Annotated in this window: 25 protein-coding genes; 1 reads left to right on the top strand and 24 read right to left on the bottom strand. The window is 43.4% G+C overall.

Annotation, left to right across the window (positions count from 1 at the left end; translation table 11 throughout):
- The first annotated feature begins 120 nt into the window (after positions 1-120).
- Complete coding sequence (gene ggt / locus L2755_RS00125; RefSeq protein WP_248978721.1) at positions 121-1,872, top strand: gamma-glutamyltransferase; 1,752 nt, start codon at positions 121-123, stop codon at positions 1,870-1,872.
- A gap of 85 nt (positions 1,873-1,957) precedes the next feature.
- On the opposite strand, the gene L2755_RS00120 is transcribed toward ggt, so the two are convergent.
- From L2755_RS00120 to L2755_RS00005, 24 genes are all read right to left on the bottom strand, one after another.
- On the bottom strand, positions 1,958-5,125 hold the full coding sequence (locus L2755_RS00120; protein WP_248978720.1) for an NAD(P)-binding protein: 3,168 nt from the start codon (positions 5,123-5,125) through the stop codon (positions 1,958-1,960).
- A 398-nt stretch (positions 5,126-5,523) separates the two neighbouring features.
- On the bottom strand, positions 5,524-6,741 hold the full coding sequence (nqrF, locus tag L2755_RS00115; RefSeq protein ID WP_248978719.1) for an NADH:ubiquinone reductase (Na(+)-transporting) subunit F: 1,218 nt from the start codon (positions 6,739-6,741) through the stop codon (positions 5,524-5,526).
- A 55-nt stretch (positions 6,742-6,796) separates the two neighbouring features.
- Positions 6,797-7,405, bottom strand: a complete 609-nt coding sequence (gene nqrE, locus L2755_RS00110; protein ID WP_248978718.1) for an NADH:ubiquinone reductase (Na(+)-transporting) subunit E — start codon at positions 7,403-7,405, stop codon at positions 6,797-6,799.
- 8 nt (positions 7,406-7,413) lie between these two features.
- Positions 7,414-8,037 (bottom strand): NADH:ubiquinone reductase (Na(+)-transporting) subunit D, encoded by a 624-nt coding sequence (locus tag L2755_RS00105; protein WP_248978717.1) that lies wholly within the window; start codon positions 8,035-8,037, stop codon positions 7,414-7,416.
- 3 nt (positions 8,038-8,040) lie between these two features.
- The gene (locus tag L2755_RS00100) at positions 8,041-8,808 is read right to left on the bottom strand and encodes a Na(+)-translocating NADH-quinone reductase subunit C (RefSeq protein WP_248978716.1); all 768 of its coding nucleotides are present in this window, start codon (positions 8,806-8,808) and stop codon (positions 8,041-8,043) included.
- Complete coding sequence (locus tag L2755_RS00095) at positions 8,808-8,957, bottom strand: hypothetical protein (protein WP_248978715.1); 150 nt, start codon at positions 8,955-8,957, stop codon at positions 8,808-8,810. Before L2755_RS00095 ends, L2755_RS00100 begins: the two co-directional genes overlap by 1 nt.
- Positions 8,947-10,161 (bottom strand): NADH:ubiquinone reductase (Na(+)-transporting) subunit B, encoded by a 1,215-nt coding sequence (locus L2755_RS00090; RefSeq protein WP_248978714.1) that lies wholly within the window; start codon positions 10,159-10,161, stop codon positions 8,947-8,949. The genes L2755_RS00095 and L2755_RS00090 overlap by 11 nt, the downstream gene beginning before the upstream one ends.
- Positions 10,161-11,522, bottom strand: a complete 1,362-nt coding sequence (locus tag L2755_RS00085; protein ID WP_248978713.1) for a Na(+)-translocating NADH-quinone reductase subunit A — start codon at positions 11,520-11,522, stop codon at positions 10,161-10,163. The genes L2755_RS00090 and L2755_RS00085 overlap by 1 nt, the downstream gene beginning before the upstream one ends.
- Before the next feature lie 533 nt (positions 11,523-12,055).
- Positions 12,056-13,477, bottom strand: a complete 1,422-nt coding sequence (locus tag L2755_RS00080) for a serine hydrolase domain-containing protein (RefSeq protein ID WP_248978712.1) — start codon at positions 13,475-13,477, stop codon at positions 12,056-12,058.
- A 199-nt stretch (positions 13,478-13,676) separates the two neighbouring features.
- On the bottom strand, positions 13,677-14,915 hold the full coding sequence (locus L2755_RS00075; RefSeq protein ID WP_248978971.1) for an ABC transporter permease: 1,239 nt from the start codon (positions 14,913-14,915) through the stop codon (positions 13,677-13,679).
- A gap of 71 nt (positions 14,916-14,986) precedes the next feature.
- Positions 14,987-16,174 (bottom strand): efflux RND transporter periplasmic adaptor subunit, encoded by a 1,188-nt coding sequence (locus L2755_RS00070; RefSeq protein WP_248978970.1) that lies wholly within the window; start codon positions 16,172-16,174, stop codon positions 14,987-14,989.
- 50 nt (positions 16,175-16,224) lie between these two features.
- Positions 16,225-17,391, bottom strand: a complete 1,167-nt coding sequence (locus L2755_RS00065; RefSeq protein WP_248978711.1) for an efflux RND transporter periplasmic adaptor subunit — start codon at positions 17,389-17,391, stop codon at positions 16,225-16,227.
- Positions 17,388-18,434, bottom strand: a complete 1,047-nt coding sequence (locus L2755_RS00060) for an HlyD family secretion protein (protein ID WP_248978710.1) — start codon at positions 18,432-18,434, stop codon at positions 17,388-17,390. Before L2755_RS00060 ends, L2755_RS00065 begins: the two co-directional genes overlap by 4 nt.
- Positions 18,424-19,110: an ABC transporter ATP-binding protein gene (locus L2755_RS00055; RefSeq protein ID WP_248978709.1), complete on the bottom strand. Its 687-nt coding sequence runs from the start codon at positions 19,108-19,110 to the stop codon at positions 18,424-18,426. The genes L2755_RS00060 and L2755_RS00055 overlap by 11 nt, the downstream gene beginning before the upstream one ends.
- Before the next feature lie 463 nt (positions 19,111-19,573).
- The gene (locus L2755_RS00050; RefSeq protein ID WP_248978708.1) at positions 19,574-19,963 is read right to left on the bottom strand and encodes a hypothetical protein; all 390 of its coding nucleotides are present in this window, start codon (positions 19,961-19,963) and stop codon (positions 19,574-19,576) included.
- Between the two features lie 140 nt (positions 19,964-20,103).
- Positions 20,104-20,508 carry a hypothetical protein gene (locus tag L2755_RS00045; protein ID WP_248978707.1) on the bottom strand — a complete coding sequence of 135 codons (405 nt, stop codon included), beginning with the start codon at positions 20,506-20,508 and terminating at the stop codon, positions 20,104-20,106.
- A gap of 130 nt (positions 20,509-20,638) precedes the next feature.
- On the bottom strand, positions 20,639-21,256 hold the full coding sequence (locus tag L2755_RS00040) for a GNAT family N-acetyltransferase (protein ID WP_248978706.1): 618 nt from the start codon (positions 21,254-21,256) through the stop codon (positions 20,639-20,641).
- 365 nt (positions 21,257-21,621) lie between these two features.
- On the bottom strand, positions 21,622-22,170 hold the full coding sequence (locus tag L2755_RS00035; protein ID WP_248978705.1) for an NAD(P)H nitroreductase: 549 nt from the start codon (positions 22,168-22,170) through the stop codon (positions 21,622-21,624).
- Positions 22,171-22,283: 113 nt separating this feature from the next.
- Positions 22,284-22,877, bottom strand: coding sequence for an HvfX family Cu-binding RiPP maturation protein (locus L2755_RS00030; RefSeq protein ID WP_248978704.1), 594 nt, complete (start codon positions 22,875-22,877; stop codon positions 22,284-22,286).
- 100 nt (positions 22,878-22,977) lie between these two features.
- Complete coding sequence (locus L2755_RS00025; protein ID WP_248978703.1) at positions 22,978-23,820, bottom strand: DUF6279 family lipoprotein; 843 nt, start codon at positions 23,818-23,820, stop codon at positions 22,978-22,980.
- A gap of 236 nt (positions 23,821-24,056) precedes the next feature.
- The gene (locus L2755_RS00020; RefSeq protein ID WP_248978702.1) at positions 24,057-24,791 is read right to left on the bottom strand and encodes a hypothetical protein; all 735 of its coding nucleotides are present in this window, start codon (positions 24,789-24,791) and stop codon (positions 24,057-24,059) included.
- Complete coding sequence (locus L2755_RS00015) at positions 24,772-25,074, bottom strand: heavy-metal-associated domain-containing protein (protein WP_248978701.1); 303 nt, start codon at positions 25,072-25,074, stop codon at positions 24,772-24,774. The genes L2755_RS00020 and L2755_RS00015 overlap by 20 nt, the downstream gene beginning before the upstream one ends.
- 14 nt (positions 25,075-25,088) lie before the next feature.
- Positions 25,089-25,484 carry a hypothetical protein gene (locus L2755_RS00010; RefSeq protein ID WP_248978700.1) on the bottom strand — a complete coding sequence of 132 codons (396 nt, stop codon included), beginning with the start codon at positions 25,482-25,484 and terminating at the stop codon, positions 25,089-25,091.
- Position 25,485: 1 nt separating this feature from the next.
- A complete protein-coding gene (locus L2755_RS00005; RefSeq protein WP_248978699.1) occupies positions 25,486-25,707 on the bottom strand; it encodes a GDCCVxC domain-containing (seleno)protein in 222 nt (73 codons plus the stop codon).
- Positions 25,708-25,849 lie beyond the last annotated feature (142 nt).

Raw genomic sequence — 25,849 nt, 5'->3', positions numbered from 1 at the left:
TAGCGATAAGCGTCACATTGCTAAACTCGAATTAACAGTTGAACTCAAGAGCTGCTTCACCTCGAGCAGAGCATGAGATCCAACCGCAATAGACATTACAAAAAATACAAAGGATTGAAAATGCGCATGTTTAAGAGCTTAGCATTTGCCATCACCATGGCAATTCCCCTCACAACTCTAACATTAACCGCCAGCGCCCCGCTATCGGTTAATGCTGCTGAAACATCCATATACAGCCACATGGCAACAGCTCACCCGGTATGGGCTGAGCACGGTATGGTCTCGAGCCAAGAAGCATTGGCAACAAGAGCAGGAGTTGAAATTCTTAAACAAGGAGGTAATGCAGTAGATGCAGCCGTAGCCGTAGGTTTCAGTCTCGCAGTGACTCTACCTCGAGCGGGTAATATCGGTGGTGGCGGTTTTATGTTGGTGCATCTTGCTGAGCAAAACAAAACGATTGCCATTGATTACCGTGAAATGGCGCCAGCAAGCGCTCACAAAGACATTTTCCTTGATGAGAAAGGCAATGCCGTCAACAAACTCAGTCGTGAACATGGACTAGCAATCGGTGTGCCAGGTACCGTCATGGGAATGGAGCTTGCGTTAGAAAAGTACGGCACCATGACGATGGCACAAGTCACCAAAGCGGCCATTGCAATGGCTAAAGATGGCATTGTGGTCACGCCAGATCTATCGTCATCATTAACAGGCTTAAAAAGACGTATCGCACAATGGCCGAGCTCTGCTGAAGTCTTTTACAAGCAAGATAACTCTGACTATCAAATCGGTGAAACACTTAAGCAGCCAGAGCTTGCTCACTCGCTATCGCTTATCGCAAAGCAAGGCAGCAAGGGATTTTATCAAGGTGAAACGGCTGAAAAGATAGTGACTGCCGTTAAGGCAGCCGGTGGAATAATGACCCTTGAGGATCTTAAAAACTACCAAGCTATTGAGAGAAAACCGGTATCTGGCAGTTATCGAGGCTACCAGGTCGTCTCTATGCCGCCGCCATCTTCTGGTGGCGTGCATATTATTGAAATGCTCAACATACTCGAGCAATACCCCATCGATAAGCTAGGACACAATACCGCAGCTACCTTGCACTTAATGACCGAGTCAATGAAAAGAGCCTATGCCGATCGCAGTGAGTATTTGGGCGACCCCGATTTCAACGATGTGCCTGTCGATGCATTAATTGACAAAGATTACGCAAAGTCATTAGCCAAAAAAATCGCTATCAATAAGGCAACACCAAGCAGCGAGATTAAGCCAGGTAACATCGCGCCTTATGAAAGTAATCAAACCACCCATTATTCTGTGGTCGATAAATGGGGTAATGCGGTGTCCAACACCTACACGCTCAATTTCAGTTATGGATCGGGTCTGGTCGCTAAAGGAACCGGGATTTTACTCAACAACGAGATGGATGACTTTTCCGCAAAGCCAGGAGTGCCTAACGGTTTTGGCTTGATTGGCGGTGAAGCCAATGCGGTTGAAGGCAGAAAGCGTCCTTTAAGTTCAATGAGTCCGACTATCGTCATGAAAGACGGTAAACCTTACATCGTCACCGGCAGTCCTGGCGGTTCACGCATCATTACCACCACCTTACAGGTGATAATGAACGTCATCGACCACGATTTTAATATTGCTGAAGCCACCAATGCGGCCCGTATTCACCACCAGTGGTTGCCCGATGTGCTACGAGTAGAGCACACCTTAAACCGCGATACTCAAGAGCTGTTAGAAGCTAAAGGGCATAAAATTAAGATCAATAATTCGATGGGGTCGACGCAATCTATTATGGTTACCGAGCAGGGTATTTTCGGTGCATCAGATCCTCGCAGAGTAGGCAGCGAAACCGTCGGTTATTAACGATTAGATAGTTAAAAAAGGCGCTTTAACATGCAGTAAAGCGCCTTTTTCATTGTTAACGAAAGGTAGTTTCATACAAAAAAGTTTAAAAGTCTTGCTCACCTTTTATCACTTCTGGATAACCGCTAATGGCTTTGGAGGTTTGCATTCCAGCCATTGTGGCCGCTTCCACGCAGCTGGCATTAATGCCGGTTTTGATCCAATCACCAGTGACGAAGAGGTTATCGATCCCGGTTCCATCCGTTGCGATACGATACTGGGTACTGCCTTTAACAGACATCACATAGCGCTCAGATGGGTCAACATTGGCTCGCCAGTATTGACTGTCGAATCTTGCTACGCCTGTAGCTTCAGTGTCATCATGTAACCACTGCCATGGGAATTGAGCTTGCACTTCACCATTCTCCTCTGCCGTCGGCGCTGGCACGTTACCCCACAGTTTGTAGATCTCACTATTAAGCTGGCCTATGGCCCCCTCTTTTGCCTGCGCCGTTTTGTGCTGCTGGAAATCAATATCACTCGCTGGAGGATAACTTTCGACAGCGAGAGCCGAGCAAAAATAACTGGCATTTTTAGGCTGTACAGCTGGCCAGTCTTCTTTATCGATAAGATGAGTTAATGATGCCCAGGTATCAAAAGGTTCAGTAAAGCCAGAAAGCACCGGCTCTTCACCATTATCTGGTGTTAAGGGCCAACCGATCCCGGCTAAGTCTTGATCCATCCACAGCTGATAAGCTTGTGTCGCCACGGTTTTAACTTTTTCAACACTAAGGGTTAATGCTTCACTTTGTGCCATGACTTCACTGGCAACATGCGGTACAGAGCCGATTGAAAGGCCAAATATCACTTTGTCGAAATCTTTACCTTTAAGCAGACGTTTCTTCGGCAAAGGTTTATCGTAATACGCCTGGTACACCTGCTCCCAGTTGCTCCAGAAGTGCTCCAGATTAATATCATGATCTTGCATTAACTGCGCTTGCACCGGATCGAGTTCGTCAAACTTTGGCTGACTTGGCCAGCAGTCTAACCCTTTAACATCCACCAGTGGTGAGTACGATTGTAGCCCCTCTTTTAACGCCACCTGCTCGGTTATCTCTATCGCTTCAATACTGCCATCTTGGCACTCAAGGTTTTCGACCTTGTTAAAAAAGTGGAAATTAACCCCTCTGCGCTTAAGCACTTCATAATAAGGGGTAAAGACGGTATCGCCCATGCCTGCCTGCATCTCCCACATCACCCCACCTTGGTAACAGAGTGCAATACGCATCATAGAGCGAATAATCGTGCCCGCTTCTAAGTTGGGCTTGTCAAAGTTACCTTTCTCGTAAGCAAACACCAGATCGTAAAAGCCTCGCACCGGCGCAGAATCGACAGTAAACGTCTGGTTAGCACCGTGCTTAGTGAGCCATTCACGATAGTCATAATCGTTGATAACATCAAAGCCATGCTTAAATACGTCATCAACGAACATACCTTTCAGGATCGTTAAGCCCAGATCAGCGGCAATATACAACCTGCGTAGTTCATCATTAGTCTCCAACCTATCGACGAAACGCTCCTCTAAACGTGCTCTAAAGGCATCCACCGCAGATTCAACAAAACCACCTTCATCTTCGGTATCATGATGGTGTTCTTCACAATCGCGGCCTATCATTTGATTAAAATGACATTCCAACTTATCGGCAAGTGATGACATGCTCTCTTTCGCGTCATCAATAGAGTCTTCAATCTTATCGTTTAGCTGTTCGAACCATTCACGACTAAACCAGTGTATCGGCCTTGCAGATTCTTTGGCTTGCTCATCCATCTCATCAAGCAGGTCGTCCATTTCAGTTAACCAATGGCGGATCCAGCTAAATGCTGCCTTGACTACCTTCCACAGTGTGAGCACTTCCGTACCGTCACCCGGCAAGCCACTACGCTCAGGAAATTGAATCGGCCAACTGTCAGAGTCACCGCCGACATCTTCTTGTAATACGATAAAGTTATGCGGTTTAAAGGCATCTAAGAATGTAGCGAGTGGCGCACCTGCCGGTCTATCGAGCTCTTCATAAGCTTTACGCATTAAGCTAAAGGCATTTTGATAAAAGCCAAACCAAATATGCAAACCATGCTCTTCAATACGTTGGCCTTTATCAGCATTACGCCCACTGGCACCTTTACCGCCAATACGCCAACCCATCTGATACACATCGATCTCATAACGGTTTTGCCAACCGGGTTGCTCGGTTAAGCAAACGGCAGCAGTCATTGCCGCAACGCCACCCCCTAAAATGGCTATTTTCTCTTTTTTGATAAAAGAGTTATCCACCAGAACCTCGCCTTGAGGAACCTCAAAATCAAAATTTACGTGATACGGCAACAGTACATGTTGCTCGCCAAGTTCGACGCCTAATGACTCTTTAAAAGAAAAGGAGGCATTATCGAAAATGGTCGCGAGCAGGTCATTTTCCAATAATGAGATTGAATGTACCTTATTGACCTTTGCGGGGGCCGCTGTTATCGCCTGATAAACCGCCTTATTACCCGCGCTATCAGGTAACTGCTTAAGGAAAACTTGGTCTATGGCAGGTTTAAACAACAAGCTAAACAGCTGGCTCTCACCAAGCTTATCAAGATCTGGAATAAAATCAGTTTGGGCTTTAAACAAGTCCCATGTTTTAGCAATCGCTTCAAGAGGTGATAATTGCTGCTCATCGCTGGCCTCACAATCCACACTCAACAAAGGATGAAATGCTAATTCACTGTCAGGGGAAAAAGTCTTAAAACTCTTCGCCGATAAACTCAGTTTGGTCAGCGGGGCACCCACCTCTGGCATCTCGTATTCACACATATACTTAGGATAACCAAACAGCTCACGGCCATTTATCAGTGCCATCGCATCATTGACAAAAATATGTAGCGGATGAAAATACACATGGCTAATATCTTCGCTATCACTGCTATTTTGCCGGCCGACCATCACCCAAGTCACAATATCCGTTTCTTGGATCCAACCTTTTTCTCTATCTTTTGGGTAAGCTGAATACGCTTTATCGACGCGAGTAAAACTAGTCAATACGTATGGCGATAGCACTTTGAAATACATCGCACTACCGGCCACTTGGTTAAGGCTGGTATCGATAGATTTTTGCAGGTTGGCCATCTTGCCTTTTAAGAAAAAGCCGTACATATCAGCTTTGCTTAAAATAAGTGGGGAGTGCATTAACATAGAGCCGGGGGGATAGATAAAATCAGGGCGTAGAGCGTCCATTGCTAGTTTCCTGTAGAGTCCAGAATAAAAGTAGTTAAGCTGTTATTAAAACAGTAAAAATGTTATTAAACAATCGCTGTATAGATATGATTTTTCACTTTAGATTTCGATCTTATATAACGTTAATATACAGTTTTCAGCCAATAAAAAACGCAGCTAAAAAGCTGCGTTTTTCTAGTTCAAGATGTTTTACTTTGCTTAATCACCGAAATCATCAAGTAGGATGTTTTCAGGTTCTACGCCCAAGCTTTCAAGCAGGTTGATCACCGATGAGTTCATTAGTTGATGTAGGGCCACACATAAAACTGCCCCTAATACAAAAAACAAAAAACAAAAACGCAGCTCAAAAGCTGCGTTTTCTAGTTCAAAATAGTGGACTAATTCTGAGGATCTAGGCCTTAATCACCGAAATCATCAAGTAGGATGTTTTCAGGTTCTACGCCCAAGCTTTCAAGCAGGTTGATCACCGATGAGTTCATAATCGGAGGGCCACACATGTAGAACTCACAATCTTCTGGCGCCTTATGATCGCGCAGGTAATTTTCAAACAGCACGTTATGAATAAAACCTGTGTAACCCGTCCAATTATCTTCCGGCAGTGGATCAGATAACGCCACATGCCAAACGAAGTTTTCATTTTCAGCTGCAAGCGCATCAAAATCCTCTTGATAGAACACTTCCCGTGTTGAGCGAGCACCATACCAAAAACTCATCTTACGCTGAGTCTTTTTACTCTTGAGCTGGTCGAAGATGTGCGAACGCATCGGTGCCATTCCCGCACCACCACCGACAAAAATCATCTCTGCGTCAGTCTCTTTGACAAAGAACTCACCAAATGGACCTGAAATAGTCACCATATCACCCGCTTTGAGGTTAAAGATGTACGAAGACATCTTACCCGGTGCCACTTTGTCATTCGGTGGCGTGGCAATACGCACGTTCAACATGATAGTGCCTTTCTCGTCTGGATAGTTAGCCATAGAGTATGCACGCAGTACTTCTTCATCGACTTTTGACACTAGCTTAAATAGGTCGTACTTAACCCAATCATCACGGTATTCAGCTGGAATATCAAAATCAGCATAGTTAACTTTATGTGCTGGCGCTTCAATTTGAATGTAGCCACCCGCTTTGAAGAGTACATCCTCACCTTCAGGCAATTTAAGCAGTAACTCTTTGATGAACGTCGCCGTGTTGTTATTAGAAATAACCTCACACTGCCACTTTTTAACACCGAAGATCTCCTCTTCAACCTCGAGTTCCATATCGGTTTTAACAGAGACTTGGCAAGCTAAACGGCAACCTTCCTTCGCTTCTTTCTTGCTAATATGATCGCGCTCGGTGGGCAAAATATCACCACCACCCGATTTAACGGTCACGCGGCATTGACCGCATGTTCCGCCGCCACCACAAGCTGATGGAATAAAAATATTCTTACTCGCAAGTGCGCTGAGTAACTTATCACCTGCTGCAGTTGAAATGCTTTTTTCTGCGTCATCATTAATACGGATGTTGACATCACCCGTAGATACCAGTTTACTTTTGGCGAACAAAATCACCATAACCAATATGCTTACCACGACGGTGAACATACCGATACCAATTGCCATTTCCATCGAATCTACCTTTTGTTTAATTCGTTTTCATTAAGTCGTTTTATCGCTAACGGACTTAAATAGAAATACCAGAGAAAGCCATGAAGCCTAGCGCCATCAAGCCTGTGGTAATAAATACAATACCGATACCCTGTAGGCCTTCTGGTATCGCGTGGAACTTCATCCGCTCTCGTAATCCGGCCAGCATGACAATCGCCATCGCCCAACCAAATCCAGAACCGGCTGCAAATACCACTGACTCACCCAGAGTGTAATCTCGGTTAGCCATGAAAATAACCCCAGCAAAGATCGCACAGTTCACAGTAAGTAAAGGTAAGAAAATACCTAGTGAGTCATAAAGTGCAGGAATGTACTTATCCAAGAACATCTCTAAGATTTGCACCAGTGCAGCGATAACACCAATAAAGGTGATTAACTGTAAATAGCTTAAATCCAATGCCGGATATCCTGCCCATGCAAGAGCACCAGGCGCGAGGATGTTGGCATAGATTAACTGGTTAAGCGGCACTGCTAACATCATCACAACGATAACAGCCACACCGAGTCCAAAAGATGTTGATACTTTTTTAGATACCGCTAAAAATGTACACATGCCCATGAAGAACGAGAGCGCCATGTTGTCGATAAACGCAGCCTGAATAAACAGGTTTATATAATGTTCCATATCGCTTACTACCCTCGCTTACGCTGAATGACGTTTATTGACCAGATCATTAAGCCAATTAAGAAAAACGCACTTGGCGGTAACTTGAACATTTCATTAGCGAGATACCAGCCACCGTTTTCAACGGTCTTTAGAATTTCATGTCCAAACAAGGTACCACTACCGAGCAGTTCACGTACAAACGCGACGCCTAACAAAATAACGCCATAGCCCATTGCATTACCGACGGCATCCACTACCGCTAAATGCGGTGGGTTCTTCATGGCAAACGCTTCAGCGCGTCCCATAATGATGCAGTTGGTAATAATCAGTCCCACAAATACCGACAGCTGACGTGAAAGTTCATAGGCGATATCTTGCAATACCATGTCAACGATAATCACCAATGACGCAATAATGGTCATCTGCGCAATAATACGCACGCTATTGGGAATAAGTGAACGTATGCTGGAGATAATCAGGTTTGAAAACACCAGTACAAACGTCACGGCCAGTGTCATCACCAATGCGGTTTGCATTGAGTTACTGACAGCCAGTGCTGAACAGACGCCAAGCACTTGCATAGCGACTGGGTTATTATTAAAAATGGGACTGGTTAAAATGTCACGAGTCGATGCAGTTTGAGTACTCATCAATTACCCCTCCGACGCTTTTAGCTTATTAAAGAACATTTCGAATCCTTCAGCGCCAAACCAAAATTGCACTGAACGCTGTACGCCGCGGCCGGTCATTGTTGCGCCACTCACCGCATCAACGCCATTAACGTCATCGGCTTTAGCGCCCCCTTTAACAACCTTAAAAGAGACCTTGCCCTTAGCATTGTAAATCTGTTTACCATGCCATTTGCCGGTCCAATCTGGATCGTTAAGAAAATCGCCAATACCCGGGGTTTCGCCGTGCTCATAAAACACCACATTTTCGATGGTATTGAAATCAGGTTGCACCGCGATATAGCCGTATATCATCGACCACAAGCCTTTACCGTAGATAGGAACCACAACACTGGCTAACTTGCCATTGTCGTCAAACACCTTGAAAACGCGGGCTTGATCGGCACGGCTTTTAATCTTGGCGGTATCTTTCTTTGGCTTACGCGATGTCTCAGGATTGATTGATGCCATACGCTCATCAAAATCAAGCACGTTAGCTTCAGTATCTTCCTCACCAGTATCAAGCGTCACCAACGTCGGTTTAACGTTTTTATCAAAGATGGCTCTAAAGTCTTTATCTGCGATATCGACATCAGCCGCAATTAATACATTACGCTTTAACTCATCGCGTTTTTTTACCAGCTTTCGCTCTTTCAGTAACTCTGCTGTGCCAGTGATCATAAATGAGCACAAGAGGCATAGGGTCACCGTAAAAATCATGGTGCCCACAAATGAATCTTTCTTAAACGCCATTACGCTTTATTCCTCGTATTGACCTGCTTTGCACGTGTTGGCATACGATAAAGTAAGTACTCAAATATCGTTTCCCAAAGTTTTGCTAACAACATCGCAGGCATTACCACTGCGGGTAGTTCAGCTTTCTGATCCGATTTAAAGGCCATTGCGTTTAAGTCTCCGTTTGATATTGGCTTTAGCCACAAGATAATCGAAGATAGGCGCCCATAAGTTGGCGAATAAAATTGCCAACATGATGCCTTCAGGCATTTTCGGGTTAACCACACGGATAAGCACAGTCAGAAAACCAATTAGCAGACCATAGGCCACCTTACCTTTGCGGGTATAAGATGTTGTCACCGGATCGGTTGCCATAAACATCATCGCAATCGCAAAACCACCGGTCACTAAATGCCACGTCCACGGCATAGCAAATAGTTCATTCTTAGCAGAACCGATAATATTGAACAGGGTTGCCGTTACGATCATGCCGGCTAATACGCCCGCCACGATGCGCCAATCTGCAAGGCGGGTGAGGATTAAAAAGCCGCCACCAATGAGTAATGCAAGCGTGCTGGTTTCACCAATCGCGCCAACGGTAAAGCCAAAGAAGGCATTCCACCAATTAGGGTCGGTAAATGCTTCATACCATGCGTAATCGGCAAAACTCAATTTGCCTGCTGCGGTTTGCATTAGCGTGGTTGCGCCAGAGAAACCATCTACCGCGACTAATTGAGTCACTGCGGTAACTTGCGACGGATAAGCAAAGTAGATAAAAGCGAGGCCAGCAAGCGCAGGATTAAGGAAGTTATATCCCATGCCACCAAACACCTCTTTAGCCATTATCACGCCAAAGGTAATCCCCATTGCGACTAACCAAAGCGGCGTTGCGACGGGTAAAATCAATGTAAATAGCAGTGCAGTAACAAAGAAGCCTTCGTGTAACTCTTGGCCACGTACTCTAGCAAACACCATTTCCCAAAACAGGCTCACCACCAGTGCGGTCAAATAGATAGGCGCATAAAGGCTTAAACCGTATGCGAATAAGCCAATAAGGCCTGTTTGCTCAGTCATCCCGCCAAAAACAACATTAAATGGGACCAGTTGCCAAATGTCAGAAGTCGCCAGCCCCGATGCCACAGCAATTTGTGCCTGCAAACCAATGTTATACATACCGAATAATATTGCTGGCAGTAAACACAAGCCCACAATCGTCATGGTTCTCTTTACGTCAATGGCATCGCGTACATGGACTTTACCCTTAGTACTGCGACCATGTGCCACGAGTAAAGAGTGTAAGTAGCCCTTTACTGAGCTGCCCGGTGCATAATAATCCTCTTGGATATCAGGCTTTTTATCTTGCTGACTCATCAACCTTCCCTCTCAATAATTTCTAAGCAAGCACGTAATTCTTTACCAAAATCGTACTTACCAGGACAAACAAAAGTGCAAAGCGCTAGATCTTCTTCATCGAGTTCGAGCGCGCCTAATGCTTGTGCTTCATCTGTATCTCTGACCACCAGATCGCGAACCAACAGCGTCGGCAATACATCCAGTGGCATCACTCTATCGAGTTGACCAAACGCCATCATGGCGCGAGCTGAACCACCGGTGTGAGTGGTCAAGTTGAATAGCTTTTTAGCGCCTTTCAACCGAGAGGTTACTGCTCGGGTAATTGAAAACTTCTCTGAGCCGCCTCTGACCCAAGGCATAAGCTGATGTTGTGAGTCTTCCTGCAGGACACTAATTTGATTATGGAAACGGCCAAGGTAATCGTGGGCTCCATATGCAGTGTGACCCGATAAAACAGAACCAGATACCACGCGAGAGTGTCCCTCAGTTAACTCATCAGCAACCACTTGAGATAAACAAGTACCCGTTTGAACGCGAATTAATCTAGGTTCTATTACATCAGGTCCAGCCAGAGACACGACGCGGTCGGTATAAATTTCACCGGTTAAGAATAACTTGCCGTAAGCGATGACGTCTTGATAACCCAAGTGCCACACTGGTCGCTCGATGCTAGCAGGTAAGATAAAGTGAATATGTGTACCCACTAGTCCAGCAGGGTGTACCCCAGTAAAGCAATGATTACTAACATAGGTTAAATCGCTGCCAGGCAGCTCATCGCCGGGCGCCTGACACAAATGGACTTTGCCATCGGTAAGTCGCCCCAGCACCGCTATACCGGCTGCGAATGATTCTGCTTGTTCAGCAATAACAATACGCGGGTCTGCTGCCAATGGATTACTGTCCATTGCGCTAACGAAAATACCAGAAGGCGCTGTATCTAAATGAGGGACTCGGGAAAAAGGTCGTGTACGCAGTGCTGTCCATAGACCACTACTCACTAATTTTGCTTGCACTTGGCTACGCTCGAGCCCAGCGATGTCGTCATTAATACCAAAATTAATCGCGCCACCTTGGTTACATTCAATGACAATAGATTGAAAAAGCCTGCGGTCACCACGGTTGATAGCGATGACTTTACCGCTAGCAGGAGCTGTGTACTTAACGCCAATATTCTTCTTATCTTCAAAAAGAACCTGACCTTTTTGCACTAGTTCACCCACTTCTACCAACATAGTCGGTTTTAAGCCGACATATTCCTCTCCAAGAAGGGCTACATGGGAGCAAGATTTGCTAGTACTAACAACTTGCTTCGGTTCTCCTGCAATAGGCACATTAAGGCCTTTTTTCACTGCTATAACTGGGTTTGAATAACCTGTCATCACAAACATCAACCGTTAAATAATTGGATGACTAATAGTAGTTGTTTGTTAACTAATATTCCACGTTTGACATCACACTTCGCCGCGGATCTTGTAACTTACATACAAAAATGCGTTTAGCAAAGTCGATACAAGCTAAATGATTCATATCTGGTTAACTCGAACGACTATTTATGTAAGTTTATAACAAAATTAGGCGGTGGACTTCAAAGATGAATAGCTGCTCTGACTAGCAAAAACAGCCGTCAATTTGAGGTGCAGCGTTACCTGTCATGGCAGCGAACATTAAAGGGTGCAATTTAGAACGAATGATTGGCAAAAGAGTCAACACTAGTGTATTTAACTAATGAGCAGAGTGAAGCCTATTTATATATCTCTAACAAAGTTACCTCAATTTGGCGTTTAACTATCAACGGCACTAATAATGACCTCAATGCAAAAATTACGCCTTCCTGAAGATCTAATCGTCACTTTTAGAGAGAATTAAACCCACTTAAGCTCAATGGAAAACTGCCATCACAATAGATTAATGCCTATAACTGTTTAACGCTGTTATCATTTGCAATTTGATTTACTAAAGAAGAAACCAGCTGCATCACCTCATCTGAATTTCGCGCCCCCTCTGACAAGTAATTAGGGTTTGCCGTCGTTACGATTGAAGTATCTAGTTCGGGTATATTAACGATATATTGCCCTCCATAACCTGCAGCTCTGTAGGCACCATAACCAGCAACTTCAAAGCCTTGCCATAAATATCCGTAGTGCTCATTCTCGGAGATCTTATCTTCCGGAAAGTCGCCAATTATGGAGCGTTCTATCCATTGTTGACTGACTATTTGCTGCTGCCGATATTTCCCTTTGTTTAGATAAAGTAGCCCTATCTGCATCATCTCCCTAGGCGTTAAAAACATATCGGATCCGCCCATGTAGATCCCTTTTTGCGACTTATACCAAACAACACCCCTAATATTTAAGGGGTGAAAGAGGTATAAATTGGCAAACGTTAATGTGTCCATACTAGTCGCTTTCGTCAACACGGCGGACAATAGATGAGTTTGTACTGTTCCATAATTATATTGCTCTCCGGGTTTACCTCTCATCTGCAATTCAGATATAGCGCGTACCCAGTCAATAGAGTCCCAAATAGGATGGGATCCAAAGCGATAATCAGCCATCTCGTTAAACTCTAGCCCCGCCCTCATATTGAGGAGATCACGAATGGTGATCTGATTTTTCAGTTTATCTTCCCGAAACTCTTTATGAGTTGGTAAGTATTGCGCAATTTTTTCGTCGATATTAGCGATAAATTTCTTATCTATCGCTATACCAACTAAGATTGATAATAAGCTCTTATTAACCGACTTTATATTGGCCGTTGTATTTTGATCTAACTGATTAAAATACTCTTCAACCACCAACTCACCGCCGCTATAGATAAGAATGGAGTTAAGTTGGGGAAGTTGCTTGGCCTTATTCATAACCGCTTTAAATTTAGCAGGGTGGCTAACGACTATGTTGTTAAAATCTTCAGCTAGCACGGTATTTGGTAATTTTGAGTTATAAATAGATGCAGCAGCTCGCGGCGCTTCCACAACAGGTTTCAACCTAATAGGGATTAGATCACCCTGCCAAGCAAACTCTGCTTCAATGAATTTCCCACCATAAACCAGCTTACCTTTCAGTGACGCATTGATTGAGGGCAAGTCGATATGAATATTGTTTACGTCGTAGCTGATTGATGCTGGGATCCGCATCCAGCCATCATCAGGTGCATCTAAATATGCGATTTGTTGGTAGTGCTTATTGCGCTTAATAGTAAAAACGAGTCGCTGTTCAACTCCATTGTCAACGATCACGCCTTGCCATATTCCCTCAACGAGGGTGTTGGCATGTCCATAACCGCTGAAAAGCATAAATGCTAAAAATATCAAAATTCGGTTACTAAAATAGCCCATGGTAAAGTCCCTTTGATTCAAGTCACAACTCCATTTGTATCAGTACAATTGACTCTTTTAATATCACCCGCTAAAAGCCCTGTTAATAGGTAAGGTCAGTGATAAAGCATAAGAATGGCCCTGTATATAAAAACGAAGGGGTCAATTCCATAGCCCCTCCTCTTAGTGCTTACTACAACGGTTTAACAAACCAATATACCTAGTCCCTTTGCAAAGCCACAATAGGATCCAGTTTGGCTGCTTTTTTCGCTGGATAAAGACCGAAGCCAACGCCAATGGTCATGCATACCCCTAAGGCGAGCACAATAGCAAACGGAGACCAAGCCACAGGCCAGCCTGCAGCGGAGGAGATAACCAAAGCCAATAGCAATCCAACACCGATGCCGATAATGCCCCCAGTTGCGGATATCACGATACTCTCAATCAAAAACTGACGCGCAATATCTTTACGCTTGGCGCCCAAGGCTCTTAATAGGCCTATCTCTCCTGTTCTTTCCAAAATGGTGGCTAACATAATATTCATAATACCAATGCCGCCCACCAGTAATGATATCCCTGCCACGCAAGCCATAACGATATTGAATATTTGTTGGGTTTTTTGGTGTTGCTCTAAAAGATCCGCTGGCACCACCACATCAAAATCCTTTTCGCCACCATGACGACGATTAAGCAAATGTTGTAAACTTTTTGACGCCAGCGTCGGGTCTATACCGTCAACAAGTGCAAGTTTAAATGAGTCCAGCTCGTCTTCTAAATGTTTAAATTGCATTTTCTTCAATGCTGTACTTAGAGGGATAAAGACTTGATTACGCTCGCCGCCTAGTTTAACCCCTTGAATCGTTGATGTAGTGCCCTCTTTCTCAGATAAAACCCCCACCACAGTAAACCACTGATGGTTAACTTTAACTAAGCTGCCTACTGCATTACCCTGTGGAAACAGACTTCTAGCTGCTTCAGGTCCAAGCACAGTCACTTGTTGAAAATGTGATTCATCAGCCCCATTAAGAGTGCGACCTTCTCCTAAGTCTAGTGCGCTTAAATCAAAATAACTTGGGGTCACGCCCATGACTCTAGCATCGCTTCTTCCTTTCAAACTGAACAAGCTAAATACTTTAACGTTCTTTTCAGCGCTCCAGTTTTCGACAAAAGGCAAGGTATCGGTAGCACTTTCGATATCCCTTAGGCTTAAGCCAATACTATGTTCACGTATCGACTTTAGTGCTTCACCCTCGGCGACTCTAGCGTTTACCACTAAGTTATTCACCCCCATTGATTCAATCATTTTCAACGCTTCACGCTCAGCCCCTTCACCGACACTGAGCATGGCGATGACAGCACCGACACCAAAAATCATCCCTAATAAGGTTAACAAGGTACGTAACTTATGATGACGCATCTCATCAAAGGCCTGTTTAATTCCGTCCCAGTAAATAGCCATATTCGCCTTATAATGGGTTGCTACAGCAGCTCTGTGGTCGACACGGATATTGGCCGATGGTCTATTGCCCGTCATACTCGATTCCTTTTCGGCGGTGTTGTTAGCGCGATAATATCGCCTTGAGTGAGACCGTCTGTAATGACCGTACGATTCAAACTGCGGTTACCTGGCTGTACCTGTTGCTTAATAAAACCAGCAGAGGTTTTTAAGTAGACCCAATACTCCCCTGATTTCTGGAATAACGCTTGGTTTGGCACGGTAATAACATTTTTAAGATCTAACGCATGAACATTGGCATTAACTTGTCTCCCTGGTTGCATCACTTCAACCAAGGTTTTATCAATGCTCACGCTCATCTCGAAATAATTAACTGGACTGTCTTTCTCTTTCGCTTTTGACAAAGCATCTAACTGAGACACGGTGCCCTTTATCGGCATGTCTGGGTAAGCATCAAGATATAGTGTCACTGGTTTACCTATAGCCAAACCCAGCGCTTCAGACTCAAGCACATACAGTTTTGCTTGCATCTTTGAGGTATCGGGTAAAGTGCCGATGGTCATACCTGACCACATCATATCGCCTACCACCGGCGGTACACCGCTCCAACCAGGTTGCGCTACAAAGACACCATCATGGGGGGCGATAATCTGCATCTGTTTTAGGTTATTTGAATAGCGAGTCATTTTCGCCTTATGGCCCTTCTGCTTCAGCTTTATCAACTCTTGTTCAGCTTGCGCTTGCGAACCATGTTGACCAATACCCCAGTCATAAAACATCATTTTTGCTTCCAAATAGTCTTGATTACGCATCTGGTCGATGATGTCTATCTTGGTGTACACCCGCTCGTCTTCACTAAAGAAGCGATCGGCGAGCTCAAGCTCCTGCCCGGTTAATTTAGTGTCAGTTGATAGCGTTTTATCTATGGTTTTGTCTCTCTGAGTCTGGATCTGACTATCCAAACCTAAGCGGTCAAAATCCAGTTTTTCCATGTCTAAGCGATAACTTTCACGGCTTGAGTCCATGGTTGCAACGACATCGCCCGCTTTTACATTACTAAAATTATCCATGATCCACGCCAGAGATTGTGGCCCTCTAAGCCCTGATGGCACGGATACCGTGGTCGAATTACTGGCTTCTAACTCCCCTATTGCTGGGATATCGACCTTAAAATCGGCGACTGCGATTTCAAGCGTTAATACACCATCAGTAGATTGTTGACTACAACCAACGGCACCAACCAAAAACAACATACTCACCATGCTAGCCGCGATACCAAACCCAGAGCCTTTGCGATTTACTAATACATTATTCATGGTAGCAGTACCTCATCGCCTTCATTTAAACCAGCTGCAATAACGACCTGCTCTTTTCCCAACAGTCCTAATGATACAAACTGTTTACTGTCGCTAAATAAGCCTGGCGTATAGACGTAAGCACTACCTTGCTCATAATGCACGGCGTCCAATGACAACAACAGTTCAGGCACATCATTGGCAATATCAATGCTGATTTTTGCAGTCATTCCCGGTCGCATCAACTCGGTATCTACCTCAGATATGCTCGCCACGGCATCAAAGATAACCAATGGAACATCTTGATTTTTTACCCTAAATACGGCCCCAAGCTCCTTAATTTCACCATTGAAGCTTTTTTCAGGATTGGCATCTAGGCGGATTTTTAGCTTCTGCCCAACCTTAACCCTACCCGCTTCAACTTCTGGAATCGTCATATTAACTTGCATATGTTGAAGATCTGGAATGGTTAATAGAGTGTCACCATTGAAAACATTTTGTCCTTCTGCGACTTTATTCCCTTTTTGATCGTAACCGTAAACGACCATGCCACTGCGTGGTGCGAACAGCGTAAGAGACGCAATACCTTGTTTTAGTGCGGCAACTTCAAGCTCAAATTTTTGTTTATCACCTTCGAGCATTTTTACCCTCTGCTCTGCACTCATGATCTCAAGTTCTATTTTTTTGTTGGTCAAGGTCACTCTGTCGGTTGCAATAATTGCATCACGTTCATATTTCATTTTATCGATCTCTGAAATGGTTTCGTCAGAGATCTCAACTTTAAGTTGGCTTTTTTCTTGGTTCATTTTCGCTTCTGCTAACTCAAGTTTTAACTCTTGTAACTTCTTTGCATTGCGAAGCTTTGATGTTTCCAGATCTTGTAAAGTGGTCTCTAAATTTGCCGTCTTTACAGAGAGTCGTTGCCCAAGTTCTGAAGTATCAAGTTGAGCGACTCGATCGCCTTCGCTCACATTACTACCTTCAGGTGCTAACATTTTAATTTGATACTGCCAAACTCGTCTCACCGCTGGCGGTTTCAAATTGACGGTATTTGAAGAGACAAGTTCGCCCGTCACCTCAATTTGTTGACTCAATACACCCGACTCAACGTGAGTCACTGCGATATCTGAACAGCCAACTAATACAATGCTAAGTAGAGCAACACGCAATAATGATGTTTTCATGATGCATCCCCTTTAGGTTCGACTAACACACTCATGCCCGGAATTATTTTCACTCGGTCATCACCTGAAAAAGCGATCTCGACCCTAAACCAATGACTATTGCCCCAAGCTGTTTGTTTGGTTGCTTGACGACTAATCGCTTGAATTGAGCCATTGAGTGAGATGCTTGATTGAGAATCTAATCGAAGGTTTACCGGCTCTCCAATGGTTAATCTATCAGCGTCAACCTCATTAACCCAGGCAATCACTTCTAGCTGTTTCATGGCGGGAATGGTGGCGACTTGGCGGCCAATTTGCACCGAGTCACCAACGGCAAACTTTTTATCCGACCAAGGATCCCGTGCATATAAAATAGGACCATCTATATTGGAGCTTATCTCTAACTGTTGAAGACCTTTGAGGGATTTATCGAGCTCTTTTTCAGCCCGAGTTTTATCTATCTGCAACTGTGCTAAAGAGGTTGTTCGCTTATCAATGATCTCTGCGAGTGACTGTGATTTTTTAGACAGTTCGGATATCGCTTTGAGCTCATCAAATTGATTCTCCGCATAATCCTTTGCTGGAATATAATCGGCAGGGATCCCAGCATCTAGTTGTGCTTTTTCCAGCTCCAACTGCGCTTGTTTCAGATCGAATTCGGCCTGCAATATTTGCGCATCGAGCGCTATAGACTGACTTTGTTCTTGGGCTGTCACTCGTAACAGGCTCGCTTCCAACTGCTCAATTCGATTCGCAATCGCACTTTTATCAAAAATAACCACGACTTCGCCAGCCTTGGCAATACTCCCTTCAGGTAGCATCCATTTGATCTGGTAACGCCATGCATCACCTGCTTTTGGTACCATTATCGCTTGTGAGACTATAGATGATACTTTGCCGGTTAACAGCAAAGGAGATAACGCTTGTCGGATAGATGAAAGTTGCCCAGTACTGGCAACTTCAGCAGTAGCTTTAAACAGCGATGCATTCGCTTGAGATGAGCTTGGAACCAAGGCCAACATTAAACACACGCTCGCTAATCCTAGAGTTGCATTAGGCTGCATTAGTCGCCCTCTCTTCTATCTCAACGATATCGCCATCTCTCATACGAATAATTCGCTGCGCATATGCGGCAACCTCCTCTTCGTGGGTCACCAAAATAATGGTTTGCCCCGCCTGATGTAATTCAGTGAATAACGCCATAATTTCAGCTGAGGTTTTGCTATCAAGCGCACCCGTTGGCTCGTCGGCAAGTAAGATAGCGGGTCGATTCACTAGAGAACGTGCGATGGCTACCCGCTGTCTTTGACCACCAGAAAGCTGATTGGGGCGGTGATCATGTCGAGTCCCTAACCCTACTCGCGCTAACAACTCATGGGCATAACTGCTGTCTTGATCGGGATTGTCTGAAAACCGTAACGGCAGTAATACATTCTGCAGTGCCGATAAACGCGGTAAGAGATGGAAGCTTTGAAAAACAAACCCTATTTGTTTATTCCTAACGGCGGATAATGCATCGTCATCTAAATGAGCGACTTCTTGCTGGTTCAGGCTGTAGCCCCCTGATGTTGGTTTATCTAAACAACCTATAATATTCATCAAGGTTGACTTGCCTGAGCCAGAAGGCCCCATAATCGCAACAAATTCATTTTTAGCGATACTAAAACTCACTCCATCGAGTGCTTTTACACATGTATCACCCATGGGGTATTCTTTTTTTAATTCATGGACTTCTATCATAATAAATGCTCTTTTTTAGCAAACTAACTAGCCGAACAATCGCTCTATCATACAACTAAAGTCAAAACGATATAGCCAACCCTTGGGGAGAATTTTGTAAATCATCGTGACATATACCCCTGCTACTTGAAGATGCTGGTTTCAGAGACGCTGGGTATAGACAAACAGCCCTGAAACCTAGCAAATAATAGGCTGGTAGAGTGGCTTGCAATCTTTGGGGACTACGGACTGGCTATGATGTGGGGAGGGTAAGATTCGACTTAACGTTATTTGCATTTCTCTTCCTGATAGCGCTGTTTCAATCCATTTGAAACATACTTTACTCTGCAAGTAATCTACTGATAAACATATGCAAACACAACCATTAATACAATTTTTAGTATGCAAAAAATTCAATCAAGTTAGTTATAAATCCCGCATAACGAACGATACTAAGCAGACTTAATAAGAATCGGCAGTTCAACTATCTCGACAAAGCGCCGAGTAAAGTAAATACCGCTATGGCAATAAAAAAGACCCACTGGAATAGGTGTTTAAATGGCTGTTCAAGTTCACCGGTCACACCAATATAGAGTTGCCATATCGCGAATATACCAAAATTAAGTGCAATAAAAACCAGCATACCAAAACTGTGCATTTGAGACAGCACTTCAAAAGCACAGGCCAATAGAATAAGCGTAGAAAGTAGTAGAAAAACCGATATATAGTGGAAGACACAATGCATAACAGATTTAGCGATAGGATCGAATTCAGCCTGCAGCATGGGCAGCAAAAAATGCTTTCTGCCATAGGTGAAATGTCCTACACATGTTAATGCGGCGATGATCCCAGCCAGTAAAAAGTAGATATTCATTTCTCATGCTCCAACACGATCTAACCTATCAAATACAGCAATTATAGCCGATGTTAAAGATAGCTCATTATATGACTCCAGTTAATCAGACCTGTAATATCATGCTTCTCTTACAAAAAGAGAGCTTTCGCTCTCTCAGTTTACATCGTCGCCATGGTCCAATAATCAAGCCGCTTATCGGGCTGACTAATCACCACTTTGCACTTTTCTTTATATTTCCCCATCAAGGGCCCTAAACTCTTTGAGTTAGGCATAGAGGCTTTATGTTGCTCTGTTGCTGCGATAACCGCTTGATTAACATCCTCTGTGCTTTGATATTTATTAGCTATTGCTACCGCTTGTTCGCCAGAGCGTTTTAACCTGTCACCTACCGCTTGCATCTGCGGTGCATTCATTGCTGCTATCGCACTCGACGCTATCTGATAATATGCTGCACATTCAGTTAGCTCTTTAGTCAATGCGTCTTCAGCATCGCCCGCAGTAGCATTAAAAGATAATAAACCAACGGCTATCACTAGCGTACTTGCGTAAGTGGTACCAGACATCAAATTAATCCCTTTTATATTCGTTCGATTTAACCATTTCTACTTTAGCTTTCATTGAATATCAAGCGTATCGTCAAATAACAGGTAAATAAGCTAATACAAACAAGTAGAACTCGTTAGCAAACATCCATTAATTAATATGTGTGTGCAGCCGATGAACATTGAGTTTGTTACGTAAGCCCATCTTTACCTCATCCCATTCAGAGTCAATAATCGAGTAAACCACAGTGTCTCTTATGGTGCCATTATCTAAAATTTGATGATTGCGCAAAATGCCATCTTGGTTGGCGCCCAAACGACAGATCGCCTGCCGTGACACTTCATTTTGAATGTGAGTGCGAAACTCCACCGCGATGACCGCCAAAGTTTCAAAGGCATAACTTAACAACAGTAATTTACACTCGGTATTAACCGCAGTACGTTGGACACTTTTTGCATACCAGGTATGACCGATCTCTAGACGGCGATGATGTTGCTGCCAGTGACAAATGCGGGTGCAGCCTACGATTTGGCCAGAGTGACGGTCTCGAACGGCAAATGCCAATGCCTCACCGTTTTGTTCATCTAAAAGGGCTTGGCTAACATAGTCATTCATATTGTCGGGATGCGGGGCTTTGGTAAACCACAGTTGCCAAAGTTCACCATCGCAAACCGCAATACTCAATGCTGGAGCATGCGCCAACGTCAAAGGCTCTAGAACAACGTGTTCGCCCACCAGCGTGTTGTCTTTCACTTCTTGTGCGTTCAACTCAACCTCCTATTTGATTGCTAATACCAATTCCGTTAAATATATGGTCAATTCAGAGCTCTCTCAGCGTTTTCAATGTTAGGCGCATTTTTGAAGAAATGGTTATTCCCTTTTGAGGTAATGCAACATAGCAGTGAAAGTGCTGAGAGGCTCACCTTGTGCGGGTTTAAAATCACTCTATGCTGCGTAGGTGGCTTTCGATATAGAATAACTATTAGCGACAACCCACTTACTTGCCTACAGTAATTTTAATTCCCGCTGAATGAACAACTATTCAATGGAACTGGTATAACTTAGCACGGTTAGCAAAGCAAAATATATGTCTAACATGTTCACTATTATTCAAGTTCAGTGTTAGCTAACCACTATAGATAACGAGCGAAGCCCATGCCCTCTTTCAACGACTTTGTCGGGGCCTGTAATGCAGACGTTCCTATATAGAGGAATCCAACGATTTGATCTGTTGCTTCAAGGTCGAGTAATTGATGTACATGTCTATCAAAAGCGAAAGCCCCTGTACGCCATATACCGCCAAGTCCCTGTGCAAACACCGCTTGTTGCATTGCCATAGCGGCGCAACCTGCAGCGAGCTGTTGTTCAAAAGCCGGGACTTTGGGATGTTGCTTCACTTTTGCCACCACGGTGATGACCATAGGTGCTCGCAATGGTATATTGCTGGCTTTACTGATAAAACCTTCTTCGGCATCATTCAATCTAGCGGTTTTGGCAAAAATATTTCCTAGGGTCTTAAGCCCATCGCCTGTGGCAATAATAAACTCCCAGGGGGTCAAACCAGCATGGTCGGGTACGCGAGCCGCAGCATCTAAAATATTCTTCAGCTGCTCATCTGTCGGGCCTGGTGCGATCAGGCGTGGGGAGGATTGTCTGGTCAATAAAAGTGTTAATGCATCCAACGTATTGTCCTTAATAAACTGCAATTAATGCTGACTTAAGTTGAGAGTATCAAGCCGCCAAAAAAAATCCCACCTATTTGGTGGGATTTAATAACGTCGCCATGATTCAATGGTTAAGCAATAGCGTTTTTCTTCGCGATGTAATAATCAAGACTGGTATAGCGCCCGCCGCCCATAAACACCAGTGCCAGCAACATAAAGAGATAGGTAATAGCAAATTCAATACCGTTATTGAGGACAACGAAATTACCCGAACTGGTTAGCCACTCATAGTCACCGTTTTGTTGTAACAGCTCTTTCGCGCGTTCAAGTTTCTCTGTTGAGGCCAATACTTTATCGTTGGCTAACCATGAACTGGCATCGGCAATGGCTAACCAGCCATTATCCCAATGAACGGCAAAGGCGGCAACTAACATGGTAAACGACAGTGGGATGGCGATTAGGCGAGTCGCTAAACCAATGATAAGTAGACCACCGCCAACAAACTCAGTGCCAGCCGCTAACACCACCATCAACTCTGGAAATGGCAGACCGAGCCCCCAATCAGGATTGCCGAACCAAGCGGCGGAGTCACTAAAATGGGAAAGCTTATTGTAGCCTGCCTGCATCAATACAGGGGCAAGATAGAGTCGTAATGCTAACGGTGCAATACCTTCAGCATATCGAATGATGTTTAGGAATTTTTGATATAGTTGTCCGAGTAGCATGTCGATCCCTCTTTAATTCTATTATCCCATTAGACCTTAACAAGCATCACAATCTTTCAAGTGCGGACGATTAAACTTGTCAAGCGGTATAGATGTGCGTCTAAAAGTCCTCACTCATTTCAGTAAGATCTTTAATGAGTGTATTCAACTTTTTGGTAAAGCGCTGTTTTTGTTTTGCCGATGCTAAACGATTTAACTGGATCAGAAGCTCACCAAACTGGGTGGTGTTGTCATCTAATATTGCTTGGTAGGTCTTTGATTTAAGCGCTTCTGGCTGAGTCATTAGCAAGGTTAAACTATGAGAAAGTGCAATTTTGTTCTGCCTGTTTTTTAATGCCTGTGAAAATAAACGGATCCAATCATGACGGTATTCAAGCCACATATCTAAGCTATCACCACGGGCAACATTGTAGTTATGTATTGCCGTTTTTTGAGACGGTAACAGCTTACCAATCCACTTTTTAATTCGTTTTTCAATGCGCTCATCAGCCATTTCAATTAATTGCTGCTGACTCTTACCAAGGTACTTTTTGTTAAGCTCTTTTTCCTCAACGCTAAGTTGAGCAATGACCTGCTCCACTTGTTCATCCGAGAAGGAGCTAATTAAGGGAGTCAGCGATGGTTCAATAAAGTTAAATACCCGAACCCAGTGAGATTTGGCTGTACGTACATGGCCATTCCAAGATTGCGTAGTGAAATTTTCATTGCCAATTTCAGCCGCTAGTTGGGCTAATTGATCTTTATAACGGGGTAACTCTTGTGCTCGGTGCCAAGCTAGAAAGGCATTTAATGCGACTTCAAATTGTTTGTCCTGCTTATCATCTAAGCTAACGTACTCTTCGAGTTCCCATTCGATAGCCCAGTCCAAAAAGTAGTAGCCCACTTTGGTTGAGCATCCTAATAAACTAATCGATAACAAACTCCACAAGATTACTTTTTTCATCGATGTGCTCCCCAACGGTTAATATCAACCTAGCACAGAATATCGGCAATCGTATGAACGGTTACAAAGTGTTAATAAATGGCTACTTAAGACTGGCTAAATCGCCACAAATCCTAATCAGGAGCCAAAAATAAAGCCCCATCCGAATGCCACGTTCAACCCACGATTATGGCTGGCCTATTAGATTCTGGCAATTGAATGGATAATAACTTTTATATGATAAATAAAATCTTCAATTAAAAATGAAATCGTGTACTTAACATGACACTAAGATCATTATTGTTACTTATGTTTTTAACTAACCCACCTTCAATAACCCATGTTGGATTCACCAATTGAAGGCCAATCGTGATCTGATGCGTTACTTCATTTCCCTCTTCCCATCTTCCATTAAGTTCTGTAACAGCATTTAATTCAGGCTCTATTCCCCAATCAGGGTAAAGTGACGGTGATAAACGGTACTGCCAAGAAATATCATATCGACCACTATCGAGTCGATGATCAACACCAGCTTGATAAAGAATATCAATATCAAACTCGTATCTGTCTTTAAAAAATGTATAAACCAATCCTGTTTGTACAGCTGGATTTCTATCGTTGTCACTAGGAACAATTGCCCCCGCTAATAATGCTAATCTAGAAGTCCCTGAAAAAAAGTCATTTTGTATTATTATGTGGCGATATAAGGCTGAAACATCACCCAAACCGTCTCTATCTACGGGTTTTACTTTGTAGGGGATCCCAATGAGTAAAGCTTGGTAACTACTGAAGCCGTAAGCAATACTTGTAATAAAATCAGCTCTATCACCACTTGTAAGATGTTCATAAGAAAATCTTACAACATATCCATGCTTATCAATGGGTAAGGCTACAAATGTTCTTAACCCCATACTCTTCACATTTTGCACATAAAGTAATGATATTAGTATGATACTGGCAACTGTTGTAACGCTATTTTTTATCTTTTTCATTAGTAACTACCGTTACCTTTGTTGGAGTGAATCCAGCGTCTAATATCGCTTGTTTGATCATTTCTATAGATGGTACTGTTGAATCAGTTTCTAATCGTACTTTCTTCATTTTCATGCTTATATCTACTTTTGATACACCATCCATTTTATTGAATTTACGATTTAATGTATCAACGCATAAAGCGCAGGTCATCCCATGTACTTCAACTTCGATTGTTTTTGCATTGACTGAAAATGTAATCAATAAAGTTGCAAGTAACGGTAATAATAGAAATATCTTCATTGTTTAATCCTCATTTATAGGTCAAGAATATTTCGAATTGGTAATAATAGATAACTAGTAAAAAGTCCAATAAACCAGATCATTGAACTTATCCAAAAAATTCTCTTATTCCATAGTTTTGATTTTTTACAAAGGGCTGCTAAGGCAGGTTCAGAAGGGCAGTGCTGATTAGGTCGCCAGATAACCCACGCCAGAGCCATTAGTAGTAAAGCGGCTATAGTAAGCGTCCAAATTTTATTTTCGGCAAGAAAAATAAGTCCTGGAATGTTGTAGTTTAAACTAGCAACTACAGCTCCAAAACCTAATGTAACGAGCAAAATAGGCAAGGCACAGCAGAGTAAAGTTCCACTAGCGATGAAAAGTGTTATCCATTTTAGGTAAGGTTTCTCAATAAGCTTATTGTCTGACATTCTAACCCCCACATCCTGAACATGAACCACTCTCTTGTATTGGTGGGCATGGAACTGAACCATAGGAGCAAAAGACGCAACAATCACCTTTAAGGGGTTTAAGCAGAGTTTTGCAAGCAGTACATTCATAAAACCACAGGCAAGCATCTGTTGGCATTTCAAGTACTTTTTTATGCTTACATTCAGGACATATTAGTTCTGAGTCAGTGATAATTTTAGTCATATTCGATCCCTAGTTTCTTTATGTTAGTATAGAACCTATAGTAACTACAGGTTCTATACTAACATAAAGAAACTAGGGATCGAATATGACTAAAATTATCACTGACTCAGAACTAATATGTCCTGAATGTAAGCATAAAAAA

This window comes from Shewanella abyssi (assembly GCF_023284025.1).
Lineage (GTDB): Bacteria > Pseudomonadota > Gammaproteobacteria > Enterobacterales > Shewanellaceae > Shewanella > Shewanella abyssi.
Note: the sequence above shows the minus strand (reverse complement) of the source record. Positions and strands in the feature narration are given on the sequence as shown.

What these genes read in the sequence shown, in the direction of transcription:
- ggt (WP_248978721.1), top strand. Translation starts at nt 121, where the DNA reads ATGCGCATGTTTAAGAGCTTAGCATTTGCCATCACCATGGCAATTCCC.
- L2755_RS00120 (WP_248978720.1), bottom strand. Translation starts at nt 5,125, where the DNA reads ATGGACGCTCTACGCCCTGATTTTATCTATCCCCCCGGCTCTATGTTA.
- nqrF (WP_248978719.1), bottom strand. Translation starts at nt 6,741, where the DNA reads ATGGAAATGGCAATTGGTATCGGTATGTTCACCGTCGTGGTAAGCATA.
- nqrE (WP_248978718.1), bottom strand. Translation starts at nt 7,405, where the DNA reads ATGGAACATTATATAAACCTGTTTATTCAGGCTGCGTTTATCGACAAC.
- L2755_RS00105 (WP_248978717.1), bottom strand. Translation starts at nt 8,037, where the DNA reads ATGAGTACTCAAACTGCATCGACTCGTGACATTTTAACCAGTCCCATT.
- L2755_RS00100 (WP_248978716.1), bottom strand. Translation starts at nt 8,808, where the DNA reads ATGGCGTTTAAGAAAGATTCATTTGTGGGCACCATGATTTTTACGGTG.
- L2755_RS00095 (WP_248978715.1), bottom strand. Translation starts at nt 8,957, where the DNA reads ATGGCCTTTAAATCGGATCAGAAAGCTGAACTACCCGCAGTGGTAATG.
- L2755_RS00090 (WP_248978714.1), bottom strand. Translation starts at nt 10,161, where the DNA reads ATGAGTCAGCAAGATAAAAAGCCTGATATCCAAGAGGATTATTATGCA.
- L2755_RS00085 (WP_248978713.1), bottom strand. Translation starts at nt 11,522, where the DNA reads ATGACAGGTTATTCAAACCCAGTTATAGCAGTGAAAAAAGGCCTTAAT.
- L2755_RS00080 (WP_248978712.1), bottom strand. Translation starts at nt 13,477, where the DNA reads ATGGGCTATTTTAGTAACCGAATTTTGATATTTTTAGCATTTATGCTT.
- L2755_RS00075 (WP_248978971.1), bottom strand. Translation starts at nt 14,915, where the DNA reads ATGGCTATTTACTGGGACGGAATTAAACAGGCCTTTGATGAGATGCGT.
- L2755_RS00070 (WP_248978970.1), bottom strand. Translation starts at nt 16,174, where the DNA reads ATGGTGAGTATGTTGTTTTTGGTTGGTGCCGTTGGTTGTAGTCAACAA.
- L2755_RS00065 (WP_248978711.1), bottom strand. Translation starts at nt 17,391, where the DNA reads ATGAAAACATCATTATTGCGTGTTGCTCTACTTAGCATTGTATTAGTT.
- L2755_RS00060 (WP_248978710.1), bottom strand. Translation starts at nt 18,434, where the DNA reads ATGCAGCCTAATGCAACTCTAGGATTAGCGAGCGTGTGTTTAATGTTG.
- L2755_RS00055 (WP_248978709.1), bottom strand. Translation starts at nt 19,110, where the DNA reads ATGATAGAAGTCCATGAATTAAAAAAAGAATACCCCATGGGTGATACA.
- L2755_RS00050 (WP_248978708.1), bottom strand. Translation starts at nt 19,963, where the DNA reads ATGAATATCTACTTTTTACTGGCTGGGATCATCGCCGCATTAACATGT.
- L2755_RS00045 (WP_248978707.1), bottom strand. Translation starts at nt 20,508, where the DNA reads ATGTCTGGTACCACTTACGCAAGTACGCTAGTGATAGCCGTTGGTTTA.
- L2755_RS00030 (WP_248978704.1), bottom strand. Translation starts at nt 22,877, where the DNA reads ATGCTACTCGGACAACTATATCAAAAATTCCTAAACATCATTCGATAT.
- L2755_RS00025 (WP_248978703.1), bottom strand. Translation starts at nt 23,820, where the DNA reads ATGAAAAAAGTAATCTTGTGGAGTTTGTTATCGATTAGTTTATTAGGA.
- L2755_RS00020 (WP_248978702.1), bottom strand. Translation starts at nt 24,791, where the DNA reads ATGAAAAAGATAAAAAATAGCGTTACAACAGTTGCCAGTATCATACTA.
- L2755_RS00015 (WP_248978701.1), bottom strand. Translation starts at nt 25,074, where the DNA reads ATGAAGATATTTCTATTATTACCGTTACTTGCAACTTTATTGATTACA.
- L2755_RS00010 (WP_248978700.1), bottom strand. Translation starts at nt 25,484, where the DNA reads ATGTCAGACAATAAGCTTATTGAGAAACCTTACCTAAAATGGATAACA.
- L2755_RS00005 (WP_248978699.1), bottom strand. Translation starts at nt 25,707, where the DNA reads ATGACTAAAATTATCACTGACTCAGAACTAATATGTCCTGAATGTAAG.